The following is a 15,429-nucleotide window of genomic DNA, read 5'->3' on the forward strand; positions in this document are numbered from 1 at the left end:
CGCTTCTCTTTTAATTCAAAATGCACGAAGCTTATCCGCTCAATATCCCCGTCGCCTTTCAAGATCCAGGGTGTTAGCTGCCCTTGCTCACCCCAGTCACTTAATTATTTAAGATCCAGGGAATTTGCTCGGTGCCGCCTACCTGTATCTCTAAGTAACTTGGGTATAGTTGAGAGATATGGGTGCCGAATTATTTTATTGCGTTACCAATTTTAAAATTAATTAGCAACTGTCGATTAGGTTAACTCTGGGGTGTTCTTCCATAACAACTCCTTACTGCCCAACGGAGCAGCACACATGACTTACTGAGACACTAAATAACAACTCCATTATTTAATTAACTTATCGCTTTATCTATTTGTCACCTAATTTATTTATCACTTAATAAATTACTATATCCTAAATAATTCAAGTTATAGGAAGGCGGCAGATGATCTTACTTACTTTTTTAAGGTCAATACCAGTAAGTGATTCGGGTTATTGAACGTAGCCAACGCACCTGCAACTTGAAGTATAACGGGTATATCAGACCGGTAATTCAGATGCAATGCGCCAACGTATGGCACTGACACTACGTTCCAAACTTACGCGGCAAACAATATTTTCAATTTCTTTTTGTGCCTCTGGCGATGCCGATGCCACTATTTCTGCACAGACTTCTAACTGACCAGATCGGGCAATATCAGCACTACATAACGACTGCAAGCGCAACGCCGTCCCATTTAATGCCTGTAAAATCAGTGTGCGTACCAGTATTTCATCTTCAGCTCCGCAAGTGATCAGAATACGATAACGGACATCTAAATCTATCACCTGCGGTTGAGGCTGCAAATTAATACGTTGTGCTGCTTCACGTAACAAGATGTTGGCACACAGAATAACCGCAGTTGCGAAGACGGCATTCCAGTACAAACCCAGACCACAAAGCACACCAATACCAGCCGAGCACCACAGCGTGGCCGCCGTATTCAAACCGCGGATATTCATGCCTTCACGCATAATGACACCCGCACCAAGGAAACCAATTCCCGAAACAATCTGTGCGGCAATACGCCCAGGGCTATCTGGTGATGTAGCATAAGAACTAAGAATAAATACGGCGGCCCCCGTGGCGACTAACGCATTAGTGCGCAAACCTGCCATACGCTGACGCCATTGTCTTTCGGCACCAATTAACGCACCGAGGCACATTGCCAGTAATAAATTCATAACAAAAGGTGTTAATGCCATGATTCTCGCCATGAAATAATCATTGGTAGAATAATCATGTGCTATTTATACCCTAAATAATTCGAGTTACAGGCCGATGGCAAACTTGAAATATGACGGGTATAGCACACAGGTAATGGTGCTGATAGATATACCCAAGTTTATTGAAGTGGCAGCCAGAATACTGGCAAAGCAACAACTTCAAATACAAAAAGTATAATTCAGCAATAACCGGTGTTAGCGCCTGGAGGAAAGAGTGCGTGGCTGTTAAATTCCATAATACAATCCAAATTAATACCCTCGACATTTACCGTCGAGTTAAAACTTTATTTGGGGATGCACAGCTCAGAGATATACCGAGAGGGTGCTGCCCGCCTTTTTCAGCAAGCAACAAATCAATAGAGAGATAGGTTAGCTTGCCTTGCTTATTTGACTCGTACTTTGCGTATCCATTAGTTTCTCCATCGTGATTTTCCAAAAAGTATAATTGCGGGTGATAACTATGTAAAGGCTATATTCTTAAACAATACTTAAACCAACTAAGAGGTGATCAAATAATGGTATCAATGTTTATCATAAAGAACGCTCTTCATTATTTAATGCCAAATTATTTATCTCAATCAAGCGTTGTCTGCACAGCATGATTCAACAGACCTCGATAACAGCATGACATTACACCTAGATCGTATTAAATCTCATTATCATTTCCCTTGTATGGGATAGTAAACAATGAGTTGATAACAACTTTTATATGGATGCCACTACTGCTGATTATCTCCGTAACGCTTTCGCCCTAAACCTACCGTGATCGTTGGTACTAAAAACCGAGGGACTACACCACATCGTAGCCAACACCTTGACCTTATTATAAAAACCTAATGGGTCTTTACTTTAAGTTGCGACCGCGATCTCATTTATACTCCTAATTATTTTAGCGTTATTGCCGATAGGTTCTTAGAGCAATGTTGGGGTAATTTCAGATATATCCCCTAAATAATTCGTAGCGATGCCTATCAGGCAAGGCCCCTCCCTCAAGCGACTATAAAAACGGAACTAAAAATGAAACGTGGAAGTGTGCATAAGCCATTAGATATAAAAATAGCACCAGAGCCTTATAAAGATACCAAAGTATCCTTTATCAATAATATGCGTCTGGTCACTTTGTTTATCGTCATATTGGCGGGAATACTGCTTTTATTTGCCGCCGCTATTGGGACATCAGGCTACTTTTTAAAACAAAGTAACCGATCTTTGGCACAAGCAACGCAAGAGATAGACATCCGTCAGGGTCTGTCTAACAGCTCTAATCACCTACGAACCGCCCGTCTTATTCTGATCCAGGCCGCCTCCTCCGCACGTATTGGTGATGCTACAGGCTACCAGCAAGGCCTGAAAAATGCAGAAGGTCGCATAGCTCAGTCACAGCAAATGTTCGACCTCTATTATAACCGGCCAACAAAATCTGAAACGGATATTGCGCTGGATGTACCACTGAAAAAAGCCTACGAACAATATCGTGACGATGGAATGAAACCCATGTTAGCGGCAACGAAAGAGGGCCATTTTGAAGAAGTTATCTCTCTTGAAGCTGAAAAAATCAGTCAGCTAGATGAAGGCTATAACGAACCACTGCTGAAAGCCGTTAAATATCGTACAGAGCAAGCGAACCAGATTAACCAATCCGCTCAACAGGAAGCGCGCCTTGGTTACATTCTCATGGCGGGGGCTTTTGTCTTGGTTATCTTGTTGACAATTATTGCTTTCTTACTCATCAGCAAGGTAATCATCAACCCAATTAATTGGCTGGTCACCCGTATTCAGCGGATTGCCCAGGGGGACTTGACGCAGGCTCCCGTTTCATTTGGCCATAATGAAATTGGCGTGCTGGGGAGTAATATCCAGCAAATGCAGGATTCACTAGCCATCACGGTTGAAGCGGTGCGCAGCAGTGCTGAATCTATCTATCAAGGATCCCGCGAAATCGCCTTGGGGAACACCGACCTTTCCGCACGCACAGAGCAGCAAGCCGCTTCACTTGAGCAAACTGCGGCCAGCATGGAGCAATTGACCGCAACCGTGAAACAGAATGCTGAGAACGCCCATCACGCAAGCCAACTGGCCGCTAATGCATCAGGTAAAGCGGCACAAGGTGGTGATATTGTCAGCGATGTTGTCAGCACCATGGATAAAATATCCTTAAGCTCAATGAAAATTGCTGAAATAACTAATGTTATTAATAGTATTGCGTTCCAAACTAATATTTTGGCACTGAACGCGGCGGTAGAAGCCGCGCGCGCGGGCGAACAAGGGCGCGGGTTTGCGGTAGTAGCCAGTGAAGTACGTAACTTGGCGCAGCGCAGCGCAGATGCCGCAAAAGAAATTGAGTCGCTGATTGAAGCCTCAGTTGATTTAATTGGTGACGGTTCAATTCTGGTTTCAGATGCGGGTAAAACAATGAACGAGATCGTCACAGCAGTTACTCACGTCACTGATATTATGGGTGAAATTGCATCAGCTTCCGACGAGCAAAGCCGTGGTATCAGCCAGGTTGCGCAAGCCGTATCCGAAATGGATAATGTTACTCAGCAGAACGCCTCTTTAGTACAGGAAGCCTCTGCAGCGGCGGCCTCTCTGGAGCAACAAGCTGAAATATTGACTCAAGCGGTTGCCGTCTTCCAGCTTAGGGGTCACCCGTCTATCAAGGAATTTAAAAAACCTGTATCCCCCCCTACAGGCCAAAATGGTTCTGGCATCAATAAGAAGCCAACGGATGATTCACTGAATTGGGAAACCTTCTAAGTAAGCAATCTTTGTTGGCTATTTCAGATGCAGCTTATTTATCTAAGTGATGCTGAGAAGCGAGTTGCCGCTTAAAATACCCGGGAAGAGAAAAAGCAAAAACCGGAGGATAAGGTATGAACCTTCCTCCGGTTTTTTATCGCAATACAATCGAGCCTAAGGAAAAAAAGTGGCAGTGTAACCTACTGAGAAAGTGGCTCAACAAAGGTGCCATCTTGGCTATCCACTTCATTAAAGAACCAGACACCGGCCGGATAATCCGCCAAAGAGACCAAATACATCACCCCTTCACTGAACTCTTCCACCTCTAAAACAACCCCTTCGCGGCGTGGACCACCATCGGTTTTGACTGTCACTCGATCATTAACTTTCATATTATTACCTTTAGCTAAATCAATGCGGCTAGTGTAGTACAAAATTAGGTGCGAATGATAAGGTTTACGTGCAAACCCGCATGTGATTTGGGTGAAGTTACGGTGTAGCGGACTGTGCTTTATTACAGATTGTATTTTATTGCAGAGGGCATTTCATTACAGATGGGATTTTATTACAGACAGTAAAAAACCCGCCTTAGCGGGTTTTTTTATAATCAGCCAAAGGCCAATTAGATTGCAGTTACGTTTGCTGCAGACGGACCTTTAGCACCGTTCTCGATAGAGAACTGTACATTCTGGCCTTCAGCCAGGGTCTTGAAGCCTTGATCTTGGATAGCAGAGAAGTGAACGAACACGTCTTTGCTGCCATCAGCTGGAGTGATGAAACCGAAGCCTTTAGACTCGTTGAACCACTTTACTTGACCTTTCATCATGTTAGACATGTGTATTTCCTTTATTAAAAAATTTTGCCGCCATGGGCGTGTTATAGCCGGTTATCAGTCGTTACTTATGGAGGCACTATGAAGGAAATTCGTCAGTGAAGAGCTATCAACGATAACGCTTTAAATATGAACCACTTTACTCAAGATGTCGTGCATAAATAGGTCTGTACCACAGGCCGAGACGCATTAACTCATGAGCGAGTATTAATAGCAACTCTTTTTAGTAACCAAACTGAATATTCTTGTTTATATGCCTAAAATAAAACCAAAGGAGTCAATTAATATACTTTTCCCCTTATCTTCATACGGAATAATCCTCTAAATTGTCATCTCTTCATAGTTCGCCGTGCGGTTTTTAGCATCACACAACTGACATGTGCGACAGATCACATTATGGGCATCTTGTTTATAGGGAGGCGCTGAAAGTTTATCTATTGAGTTTGCTATGATGAGTTGCCACCGAAAATCCAGCCCACCCAGGCTTATCACTGACCCAAACAAAATCGTCTCCTCAGACATAACAAAAATAAGGCTGACACCATGACGTCACAGGAAAAGGTACAACTCCAGGTGCAACTGAGTCTCTCCCAGATTTTGTCCCGCCGAGATTGGGAAAACCCGCAGATAACACAGTATCATCGCCTGGAGACCCACCCGCCTTTTCACAGTTGGCGTGATGTAGAATCGGCCCAGAAGGACCGCCCGTCACCACAGCAACAAACACTCAATGGGCTATGGTCATTCAGCTATTTCACACAACCTGATGCGGTACCAGAGCACTGGGTGAGATGTGATTTAACCGAGGCAAAGCCGCTCCCTGTACCGGCTAACTGGCAACTTCATGGTTATGACGTGCCCATTTACATCAATATACAATACCCTATTCCCGTCAACCCACCACGGGTCCCAGACCTAAATCCAACTGGTTGCTATTCACGTGATTTCACGTTGAAGTCAGGCTGGTTAGCGTCAGGTAAGACTCGTATTATTTTTGACGGTGTCAGTTCCGCATTTTATCTGTGGTGTAATGGGCAATGGGTGGGCTATTCACAAGACAGCCGTCTACCTGCTGAGTTCGATCTCACGCCCTATTTACACGCTGGCAGTAACCGTATCGCGGTTTTAGTTCTGCGTTGGAGTGATGGTAGTTATCTTGAAGATCAAGATATGTGGCGTATGAGCGGGATTTTTCGTGATGTGCAGTTGTTGCATAAACCCGATATTCACTTACGGGATATCCACGTCATGACGCATCTATCCCCTGAATTCATCTCTGCGAATTTAGAGGTAATGGCGGCCGTCAATCTTCCTTATCTACAACTCAATGATCCGCAGATGACCGGAGCCTATCAGCTCCGTGTGCAACTTTGGCTAGCCGATAAATTGGTCGCCAGTCTACAGCAGCCTCTAGGCACCCAATCCATTGATGAACGAGGCCCTTATACTGATCGTACCCAGCTAATATTGCGTATAGATCAGCCTCTGCTATGGAGTGCCGAGCAGCCGACACTATACCGAGCGGTGATCTCCTTGCTCAATCATCAGCAAGAATTGATTGAGGCCGAAGCCTATGACGTGGGTTTCAGACAAGTTGCTATCCATCAAGGCTTGCTTAAAGTCAATGGCAAAGCGGTGCTGATCAGAGGGGTGAATCGACATGAACATCACCCGCAAGCAGGTCAGGCCATTGATGAAGAGAGTATGTTGCAAGACATTTTATTAATGAAACAGCATAACTTTAATGCTGTACGCTGCTCTCACTATCCCAATCATCCTTTATGGTACCGCCTTTGTGACCGCTATGGTTTGTATGTGGTTGATGAAGCGAATATTGAGACACACGGCATGCAGCCCATGAGCAGGTTGTCCGACGACCCAAGCTGGTTTTCAGCCTTCAGTGAACGGGTGACGCGGATGGTTCAGCGGGATCGCAACCATCCATGCATTATTATCTGGTCACTGGGCAATGAATCAGGCCATGGCGCAACCCATGATGCCCTCTATCGTTGGATAAAGACCAATGACCCCACCCGCCCTGTGCAATATGAAGGGGGCGGAGCCAATACCTTAGCGACCGACATTCTGTGTCCGATGTATGCCCGTGTTGATGAAGACCAGCCCTTTCCTTCCGTCCCCAAATGGTCAATCAAAAAATGGATTGGCTTACCTAATGAATCTCGCCCATTGATCCTATGTGAATACGCTCATGCGATGGGCAATAGCTTCGGTGGGTTTGCCCGCTATTGGCAGGCATTTCGTCAGTACCCGCGCTTACAGGGCGGGTTTGTTTGGGACTGGGTAGACCAAAGTCTGACTCACTATGATGGCCATGGTCTGCCTTATTGGGCGTATGGTGGTGATTTTGGTGATAGCCCCAATGACCGCCAGTTCTGCATGAACGGATTAGTCTTCCCTGACCGCAGCCCGCACCCGAGCCTATATGAAGCGCAGTGCGCACAGCAGTTCTTCCAATTTTCGTTGCTGAGTACCACCCCGTTGGCGATCAACATTACCAGTGAATATTTGTTCAGAGAGAGTGACAACGAACAATTACATTGGCGGATAATGTTAGAGGGAGAATCCGTGTTGGAGGGCAGCTACCCTCTGAATTTGTCTCCTGAAAGCTCACAGTGCTACAGGTTGGCAGAGAAATTACCCACACTGAATAAACCTGGGCAGCTATGGCTGAATGTTGAGATAAGGCAACCGAAAGAAACTCCTTGGTCCCTTGCTCAACATCGCAGTGCCTGGCATCAATGGCGCTTACCACAACCGTTACCTTCGCCGCCCAGTGATCTGACCAATGTCACAATGCACGATGACCTTCAACTGCGACATAGCCTTCAACTGCAACAAGATGAACAGCATATTAAAGTGATTTATCAGCAACAATGCTGGCAATTCAGCCGTCAAACGGGGCAGTTGGAGCAATGGTGGGTGGCGGATAAACCTATGCTACTCCGCCCACTACAAGATCAATTTGTGCGTGCGCCGCTGGATAACGATATCGGTATCAGTGAAGCCACACGTATTGACCCCAATGCCTGGGTTGAGCGCTGGAAGAAAGCCGGAATGTATCAACTCCAACAACACTGCCTTTCCCTACAAGCAGACCATTTATCCCATTCAGTACAAATCAGTGCCGAATACCGTTATGAATTCGAGCAGGAACCCTTGTTACACAGCTATTGGGTGTACCGTTTTGACCAACATGGCCGTATGACCATTGATGTTAATGTGCGTATCGCTACCTCACTCCCTGCGCCAGCCAGGATTGGCATGTGTTGCCAACTGGCTGATATCTCACCTACGGTTGACTGGCTAGGGCTAGGGCCACATGAAAACTACCCTGATCGGCAGCTTGCAGCACAATATGGGCACTGGTCCCTGCCATTGGAGCAAATGCACACCGCGTATATTTTCCCCAGTGAGAATGGCTTGCGCTGCAATACCCATACGCTGAATTATGGCCGCTGGACGTTAACGGGCGATTTCCACTTTGGTATAAGTCGCTACAGCACCCAGCAACTGATGGCGACCTCCCATCAACATCTATTGAAACCCGAAGAGGGTACCTGGCTCAATATTGATGGCTTCCATATGGGGGTGGGCGGTGATGATTCATGGAGCCCGAGTGTTCACATTGATGACATACTCACCCGTGAAACCTATCAGTACCAAATCTGTTGGCAATACAGGGTGTAAGGCATCGGTGGGGGCAGAGGCAAGGATTAGTCATGCCAACACCAGCCCCCCTCAGTTTCGGATTAATACCTATATCGGCACTAAATTAATGTTTATACAATGACCAGGCTCCAAACATCTCTTAATTTCTGTTGTCACGATGCAAGTAAGCCATACATGCATTGCTCCTTTGCAAAATTTACGCGCTCATTCTATGGGCGTTTTTTTTGTTGCTTTATCCCCTCTTTCGCTGACAGTTACGCACGTTCACTCTATGAATTTTTTCCATTACACGGCTAAGATACCCTTTTAGCCACTATCATCTTTAACCACTATCATCTTTAACCACTGCCATCACTGCTGACTCACCGCCACGCCATAAGAGGAATATTATGACATTGTTAACTCATCTCCCTGCCAACATGGTCGCAATTGAAATCGCCCAGTTTGGTGGACCAGAGGTATTAGTCCCAGCCAAACGGCCAACACCCATGCCAGCCGCTGGCGAAGTTCTGGTGAAAGTATCTGCCGCTGGAGTTAATCGGCCTGATGTCATGCAACGTCGTGGGCAATATGCGCCCCCACCAGGTGCCTCAGATATTCCTGGATTAGAAGTTGCTGGCGAAGTGGTCGCTATTGCCGCGGATGTCACACGTTTTAAAATCGGGGACAACGTCTGCGGGCTGATCGCGGGCGGCGGTTATGCGCAGTACTGTGTCATACATGAGACCAATGCATTACCGATCCCTCAGGGGCTAAGCGCCATTGAAGCTGCCGCACTTCCTGAAACGTTCTTTACTGTCTGGACCAATTTATTCCAACGAGGTCACTTCACTGCAGGCGAAACCGTACTCATTCATGGTGGTTCTTCGGGCATAGGGACAACGGCTATTTTGCTGAGCAAAGCTTTTGGTGCGGCAACGGTTATTGTTACGGTAGGTTCAGAAGAGAAACGTCAGGCGTGCCTGAATCTGGGCGCAGATATTGCTGTTAATTATCACACTCAGGATTTTGTCGCTGAAACCAAGCGGGCAACCGCCGGTAAGGGAGCAGATGTAATTGTCGATTTAATTGCTGGTGATTATGTCGCACGCAATTATGACGCAGCGGCGATGAATGGCCGTATTGTTCAGATTGGTACACAAAATGGTCATGTCAAAGACCTTAACCTAATGCTGATGTTGATAAAACGTCTAACACATACCGGTTCCACACTGCGCTCACGTACGGTTGCAGAGAAAGCATTAATTGCCAACGAACTCGAACAACACGTTTGGCCACTGCTGAGTGAGGGTAAAATGAAACCACAGATTTTCAGCACCTTCCCACTGGAAGCTGCAGCAAAAGCCCATGAATTAATGGAAAGCAGTACACACATAGGTAAAATTGTTCTAACTGTTTGAGTCCGTAAATGTCTACTATCGGCAGGATGCTATACCCGAAATAATTCGAGTTGCAGGAAGGCGGTAGCTGAGCGACAAATTATCGGGAAGCGATTTGAACCGCATTTATGCTGCCAGCAGAGTGAGGCTCATTAATCCCCAGTCACTTACACAAGTGACTGGGGTGAACGAAGGTAGCCAACGCATATACCGCTTGAAGTATAAAGGGTATATAACAGTTTTACTGGCTAATTTATCGAACTGATATGCTTTAGTATTAAGCTTTCATGCTAATATATAAAAAACTGTAATGGTTTAAATTCAATAAGTCATTAATCACAAGGTCATAATTATGGACATAATTAAAAAAATATTAATTGACGACATCGCAAGAATAAACAAAAAAGAAAAAAGAGATGGTCGGTTAAAATTTAACAGCGATTTTGTCCACAAACATCCTTATCTCTGTCTGGCGATGTTAGTGTCATACGTCTTTGTTCTAGTTTTGATGTACTTAACACCTTACTTTGGCACTGGCTATATGATCGCCTTTACTGTTTTTTTTGTTTTAATGTCAGCGATTTTAATGATGGAAATCAAGCCAGTATTTAAGTTTGAAGATATCGGTGTTCTTGACTTACGGGTGTGTTACAACGGTGAATGGTTCTTTAGCCGCGCATTATCAACCCAGGCAATTGACGAAATATTGAACAGCAAAAATATCAGTGATGACTTTAAACTCCGTTTCAAACATATCATTAGTAACAAAGGCGAAATAGATTTCTATGATGTTTACGATTTAGCCTATATGCAAAAAAAACCGATTCAACTCAATGATCTGGAAACCACGCCTTCACTGGTCAGCAATACCATTATTAGTCCATAAACACGATTATTAAGTCATAAGCACATCCAAACACTATCGCTCGCGGTCATGCTGGCGATAGTCAATGCACCAATATTCAATATGCCAATGGCCAATACGCCTTGTATCACCAAGCTCCTCAAATATTCTCAGCATGTCATATCCCCTACTGGTTACCTATCTTGATGGCATGTAAAACGCCTATTTTATTGATACCGCCTTCTTGCTTGCCGTTGGCCCCATCCTAACCACTGAGATTATCCCCAACTCTGGGTCTGCTCACCGAGGTTACCGCTGATTATCTTGTTGTAGCGCCAGTCACGTGGAAATATAAACGTTACAATATAAGACATGTATTTTTATCAATTAGAGATATAAAAAATGTTAGGTGGCTATCGATAATAACTTTAAATATACCTATAATCCATTGATACATCTAATAATAAGAGGCAATAACTATGGATAAGATTGACGAGCAATTGATTGCCATTTTAGTCGAAAATGCACGAACCTCCCTGAAAGACCTGTCCCAGAAAGTCAACTTATCTTCCCCGAGCACGTCTGAACGTCTACGGCGTCTCGAAGAGCAGAATATCATTCTTAACTACACAGTAGATTTGGACCAACAAGCCTTTGGTTATAACTTACAAGCTATTGTCCGCGTCAAACCTGTAGCCAACATGCTAGATGCTGTTGAGAAAATGATTAAGGACACACCGGAGTGCATTGAGTGTGACAAAATAACCGGTGATGACTGTTTTTTGAGCCGTTTGTCTATTCGGTCAATGGGACAATTGGATACCATTGTTGATCGCTGGTCAGAGCAGGCAGAAACCTATACCTCGATAGTCAAAACCACCCCGATTACACGGCGATTCCCACCATTAGTTCGACCGATAAAAATATAAAAAGCGGAAGTGAGCATCTCAAGCCTCACGTTACCTATAATAAAGAGTTATTATTGACAGAATTATATTGATATTTAGGAGCAGATCTTTGATGTGTATTGATAAACCAGAGTCAGATCCGCTGATCCTTACACTTCCTAACACGCGCTGGGGCCAGAATGCAACGGATAATACCGGTGCCATTGAGGCACTTGAGCAAGGTAAAGTCCTGTTCTTACCTCACCTGACTTTTGAACTGAGTGAGCAGGAAAAACAGTTGCTTGACCCTACCCTGGTTGATGTTAAACGCAAGAATATCAGTTTCAAACCGTTAGAAGGTGTATTAACTGGCGTGACTGATGCAAGCAAAATCGCATTAATCCGCCAGTTATTGGATCGTTATTATCAAAGTTGCCTCAGTTTGGTAAAGCAACTCCTCCCGGTCTATACCCATGCGCTACACAGCCCGACTAATAGCTTGAGATTGCACCCTGTGACCGCCTGGCGCGACAGTACGTCATGGCGTAAAGATGATAGCCGCTTACATGTAGATGCTTTCCCGTCCCGCCCAAACTACGGTGAGCGTATCATCCGCATATTCACCAATATTAACCCGTATGGTGAAGCGCGTTCCTGGCGTGTCGGTGAAGATTTTACACAGCTTGCCAGCCGCTATTTGCCACAACTGGATAGCTATTCATCGATCAACAGTTGGTTGCAACATAAAGTCGGTATCACCAAACGCCCCCGTAGCCATTACGACCATCTGATGCTTCAATTGCATGATAAAATGAAGGCCGATTTAGCTTATCAAAAAGATGGCTTACAACAGGCCATTGAGTTCCCACCAGGCAGCAGTTGGATATGTTTTTCAGATCAAACACCTCATGCGGCGATGGGCGGACAATTTATGTTGGAGCAAACGTTCCTACTACCTGTTGAAGGAATGAAATCCTCCCAGCGCTCACCGCTGAAAATACTGGAAGCGTTGACACAAAAAACGCTGATATAAGTGGCCACGTGGCGTCTGACTCCCCCATTAACCCCGTGGGGGATTTAATAGACTACGGGTTACACTCCTGCATGATATACCCCGCCAACTAATAATAAAAAAGTGCTTATTCGACTTGATCCCACAGAAAAAAATAAATATCATTTTTCCGCACTGAAGTGGCACCTATTATAATGAGAATAGCAAAAAATTTATTTCATCAAGCGTATCCTACGTAAGGAGATGCTCTAAGATATAGATCTTAAACGTGTATCCCTACGTGTACAGTTATTAGGCCCTATCAGATAAAGTGGAGGCTAATATGGTCAAAGTCTATGATAGAAATAGAAACCAAATTGTCCCTGGGCAACGCGTGATGATCGCACAATCCGGGGTGATTGATGTGGCTAAAGCTATTCATGCCGACGGAATGTCTGCCGTACAAGCAGAGCGGGAAAAGGTTGTCGAGTTACTGCATACCGGTGAGCGCCACGTTCCTTTTGATTTAGTGAGACTAGGCTTATAACATTATTGCTTTAGTTTCATAACAATATAACCTTGGTTTCACAACAATATAATTTTAGATTTATCACATTAGTCTAGGCTTATAGCCACCGATTAAAATGGAGGTTTCCGGTTAACCGCAGTACGCTTTCCTGCCGGTAATTATTTGCCGGGTTTGGCCTGAGTCTTATTGGGTCACCCGGATTTTTTTATAACATATTGCCACGGAAATAATAATCTATACCCAAGAGATTATTTATTTCAAGGTCAACAATAGGTAAGTGTCTGGGGGGAACGAAGACAGCCAACGCACATGCAACTTGAAGTCTGACGGATATAAACTGTAATTTTCCTAACACGGCCCATATGATAATAAAATATTGGGTGACAAACCATCATCTATTATCTGGTTGGTATTAATGCCAACCAGATAATATCCATTTAAATGTGGCAGGCAGGTTCAATTACCTTAACCACTTTCTTTTGAAATGTGTCAAGCTCGCAAAGCTTATCGTCACCGTTATTTTCACAACCAGCAACCGCAACGGAAATAATACCCGCTGGGTTATTTTTTAGATCCAGCTTTTCGGCATTACGCAACTGAGCCATCGTTTGGTAGAACATCTTCACCGCAACGTAGCGCTGGTGGTTATCCGAATTTTGCCATAGTTCAAAAACCAATCCCCCACCTGGTGGAGTATTATCAGGTTGCTCGGGTAGCTGCCAGTCGGCTCCCAGCATACCCGCAATATTGGCAATATTGGTATCATGCCCTCCGAGGAACAAGACCCGGTTTTGGGCTGAAATGGGTAGCTTTTGCCCCTGAGCATCCAGTTGAAGGGTTAAAGCCGTATCTATCTGCTGTAATAATGGCGTCCCTTTATGACGGGCGATATACGGTGTTTTTGCCATTAAATTAAATTGCGCGTTATGTAATGACAATAAGGATACCCAATTCTCCGCCCCTTTTAGCCGTTGCCAGGCAACCACTGGCATGGCTTGCGCGTTTTGTAATAAGAAGATTTCACCCAATGTCGATGATAACGCCAGTGGCCCACTGAGGGTCACTTTTGTCCCTTCTTTATTAACGTTAACTTCATTGGCCGCAAAGTGGGCAAAATCACACGTTTTCCCTTGCTGTTGCAGAGATTTGCAATAAGGAGAAGCCGCAAAATTCAGCACATCCCCCATCTGGGCAAAAGGTTTGGCGTAGCGCTGGCTTACCGTATCTAACGGCCCGCCCAGTTGTTCTTCAATCGCTTTATCTGTTTGTACGGCGTCTAACTTACACACGCCAGCCTCTACCGGATGGAACAGGGGATCGGTCTTTTTCAAATCGGCCTGATTATGCACGGTCAAACCACACCCCGGAGCCAGACCATCAAGAAATGCCTGTCCGGTTAGGCGGGTACGTTGATCGATATCTGCCTGTGCATATACCACCCCCTCTGTGGGGCATCCCGCCGCTAACAAACCAAGGCTGCGAAAGTAATCACCATAAAACCCCCCCATTAATGTGACCAACTCCGCACCACGTGGCGTTAAATACCCCGCTTTCACCGGCCATTGTGGCCACTTATCTGGCGTAACATCATTCATAAGCTGTGTTTGTTTGGTCGGTGAGCGAACACCATGGCGACTCAAAATAACCACTCGTTCTAAAGTGTAGCCTGACGGCTCGGCTGCTACCGGTGCAGTAATAGCAGTCAATCCGCTTAGCATCAATACCAGCCCAGATAGCCGTACACGATTTTCTAATACTGACATGATTCTATATCCTTATTAAAACTGCGAATATTTTGACTTCATCGAGTATGGTTTACGATCGTCTGGCTAACAATGTAGAAGCACAATAAGATTGATATAACATTTCCCACGGGCCAAGCGTCTCAGACAATTCAGCCTCGCGGCAAGGAGCTGGCATAGACAATCGGGGAATAATTTATATAATCAGGTCAAGCAAATAAAAAGGTCTGATTATGTCATTTACTGAATGGGTAATACTGGGTGTCGTTTTGGGTTGTGTAATTGGCGCACTGCTGAAGATTTTTAGTAAAAAAAAGGGCCGCTAACCTCAGACTGCGGACAAATGCAGATGAAAGGGAAACGTGCCGTAGAATTTAAATTTCATCCAGTGAAGTAGGACCACGTGTTGCGCCGCATACGGCGGTGATCAATACAGCTAAGCGCAGGCAGGTATGCTGGCGGATTCAGAGGCCGGGGCGCTCGAGGGGGGGGGGTATTTGATGCCCCCCATACATTGAGCAAACTTATTGGTCGCCCCTCATACC

Annotated in this window: 11 protein-coding genes; 7 read left to right on the forward strand and 4 right to left on the reverse strand. The window is 45.1% G+C overall.

Annotated features, from left to right (window positions below; genetic code table 11):
• Window positions 1-525: 525 nt before the first annotated feature.
• Window positions 526-1,230 (reverse strand): MgtC family protein, encoded by a 705-nt coding sequence (locus AC971_RS03190; RefSeq protein ID WP_025384130.1) that lies wholly within the window; start codon window positions 1,228-1,230, stop codon window positions 526-528.
• 1,038 nt (window positions 1,231-2,268) lie between these two features.
• On the opposite strand from AC971_RS03190, the gene AC971_RS03195 reads away from it, so the two are divergent.
• The gene (locus AC971_RS03195) at window positions 2,269-4,008 is read left to right on the forward strand and encodes a methyl-accepting chemotaxis protein (protein WP_025384131.1); all 1,740 of its coding nucleotides are present in this window, start codon (window positions 2,269-2,271) and stop codon (window positions 4,006-4,008) included.
• Between the two features lie 182 nt (window positions 4,009-4,190).
• Here the strand turns inward: AC971_RS03195 and dsrB are convergent, their stop codons facing one another.
• Both dsrB and cspE read right to left on the reverse strand, forming a co-directional pair.
• The gene (gene dsrB / locus AC971_RS24605; protein WP_002210892.1) at window positions 4,191-4,382 is read right to left on the reverse strand and encodes a protein DsrB; all 192 of its coding nucleotides are present in this window, start codon (window positions 4,380-4,382) and stop codon (window positions 4,191-4,193) included.
• Between the two features lie 230 nt (window positions 4,383-4,612).
• Window positions 4,613-4,825: a transcription antiterminator/RNA stability regulator CspE gene (gene cspE / locus AC971_RS03205; RefSeq protein WP_002210893.1), complete on the reverse strand. Its 213-nt coding sequence runs from the start codon at window positions 4,823-4,825 to the stop codon at window positions 4,613-4,615.
• A 540-nt stretch (window positions 4,826-5,365) separates the two neighbouring features.
• Here cspE and AC971_RS03210 point away from each other — a divergent pair.
• The 6 genes from AC971_RS03210 (at window position 5,366) to ydfZ (ending at window position 13,160) form a co-directional block, all read left to right on the forward strand.
• The gene (locus AC971_RS03210; RefSeq protein WP_025384132.1) at window positions 5,366-8,530 is read left to right on the forward strand and encodes a beta-galactosidase; all 3,165 of its coding nucleotides are present in this window, start codon (window positions 5,366-5,368) and stop codon (window positions 8,528-8,530) included.
• A 371-nt stretch (window positions 8,531-8,901) separates the two neighbouring features.
• Complete coding sequence (locus tag AC971_RS03215; RefSeq protein ID WP_025384133.1) at window positions 8,902-9,912, forward strand: NAD(P)H-quinone oxidoreductase; 1,011 nt, start codon at window positions 8,902-8,904, stop codon at window positions 9,910-9,912.
• A 331-nt stretch (window positions 9,913-10,243) separates the two neighbouring features.
• The gene (locus AC971_RS03220) at window positions 10,244-10,777 is read left to right on the forward strand and encodes a YlaC family protein (protein ID WP_025384134.1); all 534 of its coding nucleotides are present in this window, start codon (window positions 10,244-10,246) and stop codon (window positions 10,775-10,777) included.
• A 437-nt stretch (window positions 10,778-11,214) separates the two neighbouring features.
• Complete coding sequence (locus AC971_RS03225) at window positions 11,215-11,664, forward strand: Lrp/AsnC family transcriptional regulator (RefSeq protein ID WP_025384135.1); 450 nt, start codon at window positions 11,215-11,217, stop codon at window positions 11,662-11,664.
• 91 nt (window positions 11,665-11,755) lie between these two features.
• Window positions 11,756-12,655 (forward strand): Kdo hydroxylase KdoO, encoded by a 900-nt coding sequence (locus tag AC971_RS03230; RefSeq protein ID WP_025384136.1) that lies wholly within the window; start codon window positions 11,756-11,758, stop codon window positions 12,653-12,655.
• Between the two features lie 301 nt (window positions 12,656-12,956).
• Window positions 12,957-13,160, forward strand: coding sequence for a putative selenium delivery protein YdfZ (gene ydfZ / locus AC971_RS03235; RefSeq protein WP_002210902.1), 204 nt, complete (start codon window positions 12,957-12,959; stop codon window positions 13,158-13,160).
• A gap of 419 nt (window positions 13,161-13,579) precedes the next feature.
• On the opposite strand, the gene AC971_RS03240 is transcribed toward ydfZ, so the two are convergent.
• Window positions 13,580-14,905 carry an AppA family phytase/histidine-type acid phosphatase gene (locus AC971_RS03240; RefSeq protein ID WP_025384137.1) on the reverse strand — a complete coding sequence of 442 codons (1,326 nt, stop codon included), beginning with the start codon at window positions 14,903-14,905 and terminating at the stop codon, window positions 13,580-13,582.
• Window positions 14,906-15,429 lie beyond the last annotated feature (524 nt).

It is taken from the genome of Yersinia similis, from assembly GCF_001053095.1.
In the GTDB taxonomy this organism is placed as follows: Bacteria; Pseudomonadota; Gammaproteobacteria; order Enterobacterales; family Enterobacteriaceae; genus Yersinia; species Yersinia similis.

Excerpts from the sequence above, each read along its gene's own strand:
- AC971_RS03240 (WP_025384137.1), bottom strand. The coding sequence starts at position 14,905 with ATGTCAGTATTAGAAAATCGTGTACGGCTATCTGGGCTGGTATTGATG.
- AC971_RS03195 (WP_025384131.1), top strand. The coding sequence starts at position 2,269 with ATGAAACGTGGAAGTGTGCATAAGCCATTAGATATAAAAATAGCACCA.
- AC971_RS03215 (WP_025384133.1), top strand. The coding sequence starts at position 8,902 with ATGACATTGTTAACTCATCTCCCTGCCAACATGGTCGCAATTGAAATC.
- AC971_RS03190 (WP_025384130.1), bottom strand. The coding sequence starts at position 1,230 with ATGGCATTAACACCTTTTGTTATGAATTTATTACTGGCAATGTGCCTC.
- AC971_RS03220 (WP_025384134.1), top strand. The coding sequence starts at position 10,244 with ATGGACATAATTAAAAAAATATTAATTGACGACATCGCAAGAATAAAC.
- AC971_RS03210 (WP_025384132.1), top strand. The coding sequence starts at position 5,366 with ATGACGTCACAGGAAAAGGTACAACTCCAGGTGCAACTGAGTCTCTCC.
- ydfZ (WP_002210902.1), top strand. The coding sequence starts at position 12,957 with ATGGTCAAAGTCTATGATAGAAATAGAAACCAAATTGTCCCTGGGCAA.
- dsrB (WP_002210892.1), bottom strand. The coding sequence starts at position 4,382 with ATGAAAGTTAATGATCGAGTGACAGTCAAAACCGATGGTGGTCCACGC.
- AC971_RS03230 (WP_025384136.1), top strand. The coding sequence starts at position 11,756 with ATGTGTATTGATAAACCAGAGTCAGATCCGCTGATCCTTACACTTCCT.
- AC971_RS03225 (WP_025384135.1), top strand. The coding sequence starts at position 11,215 with ATGGATAAGATTGACGAGCAATTGATTGCCATTTTAGTCGAAAATGCA.
- cspE (WP_002210893.1), bottom strand. The coding sequence starts at position 4,825 with ATGTCTAACATGATGAAAGGTCAAGTAAAGTGGTTCAACGAGTCTAAA.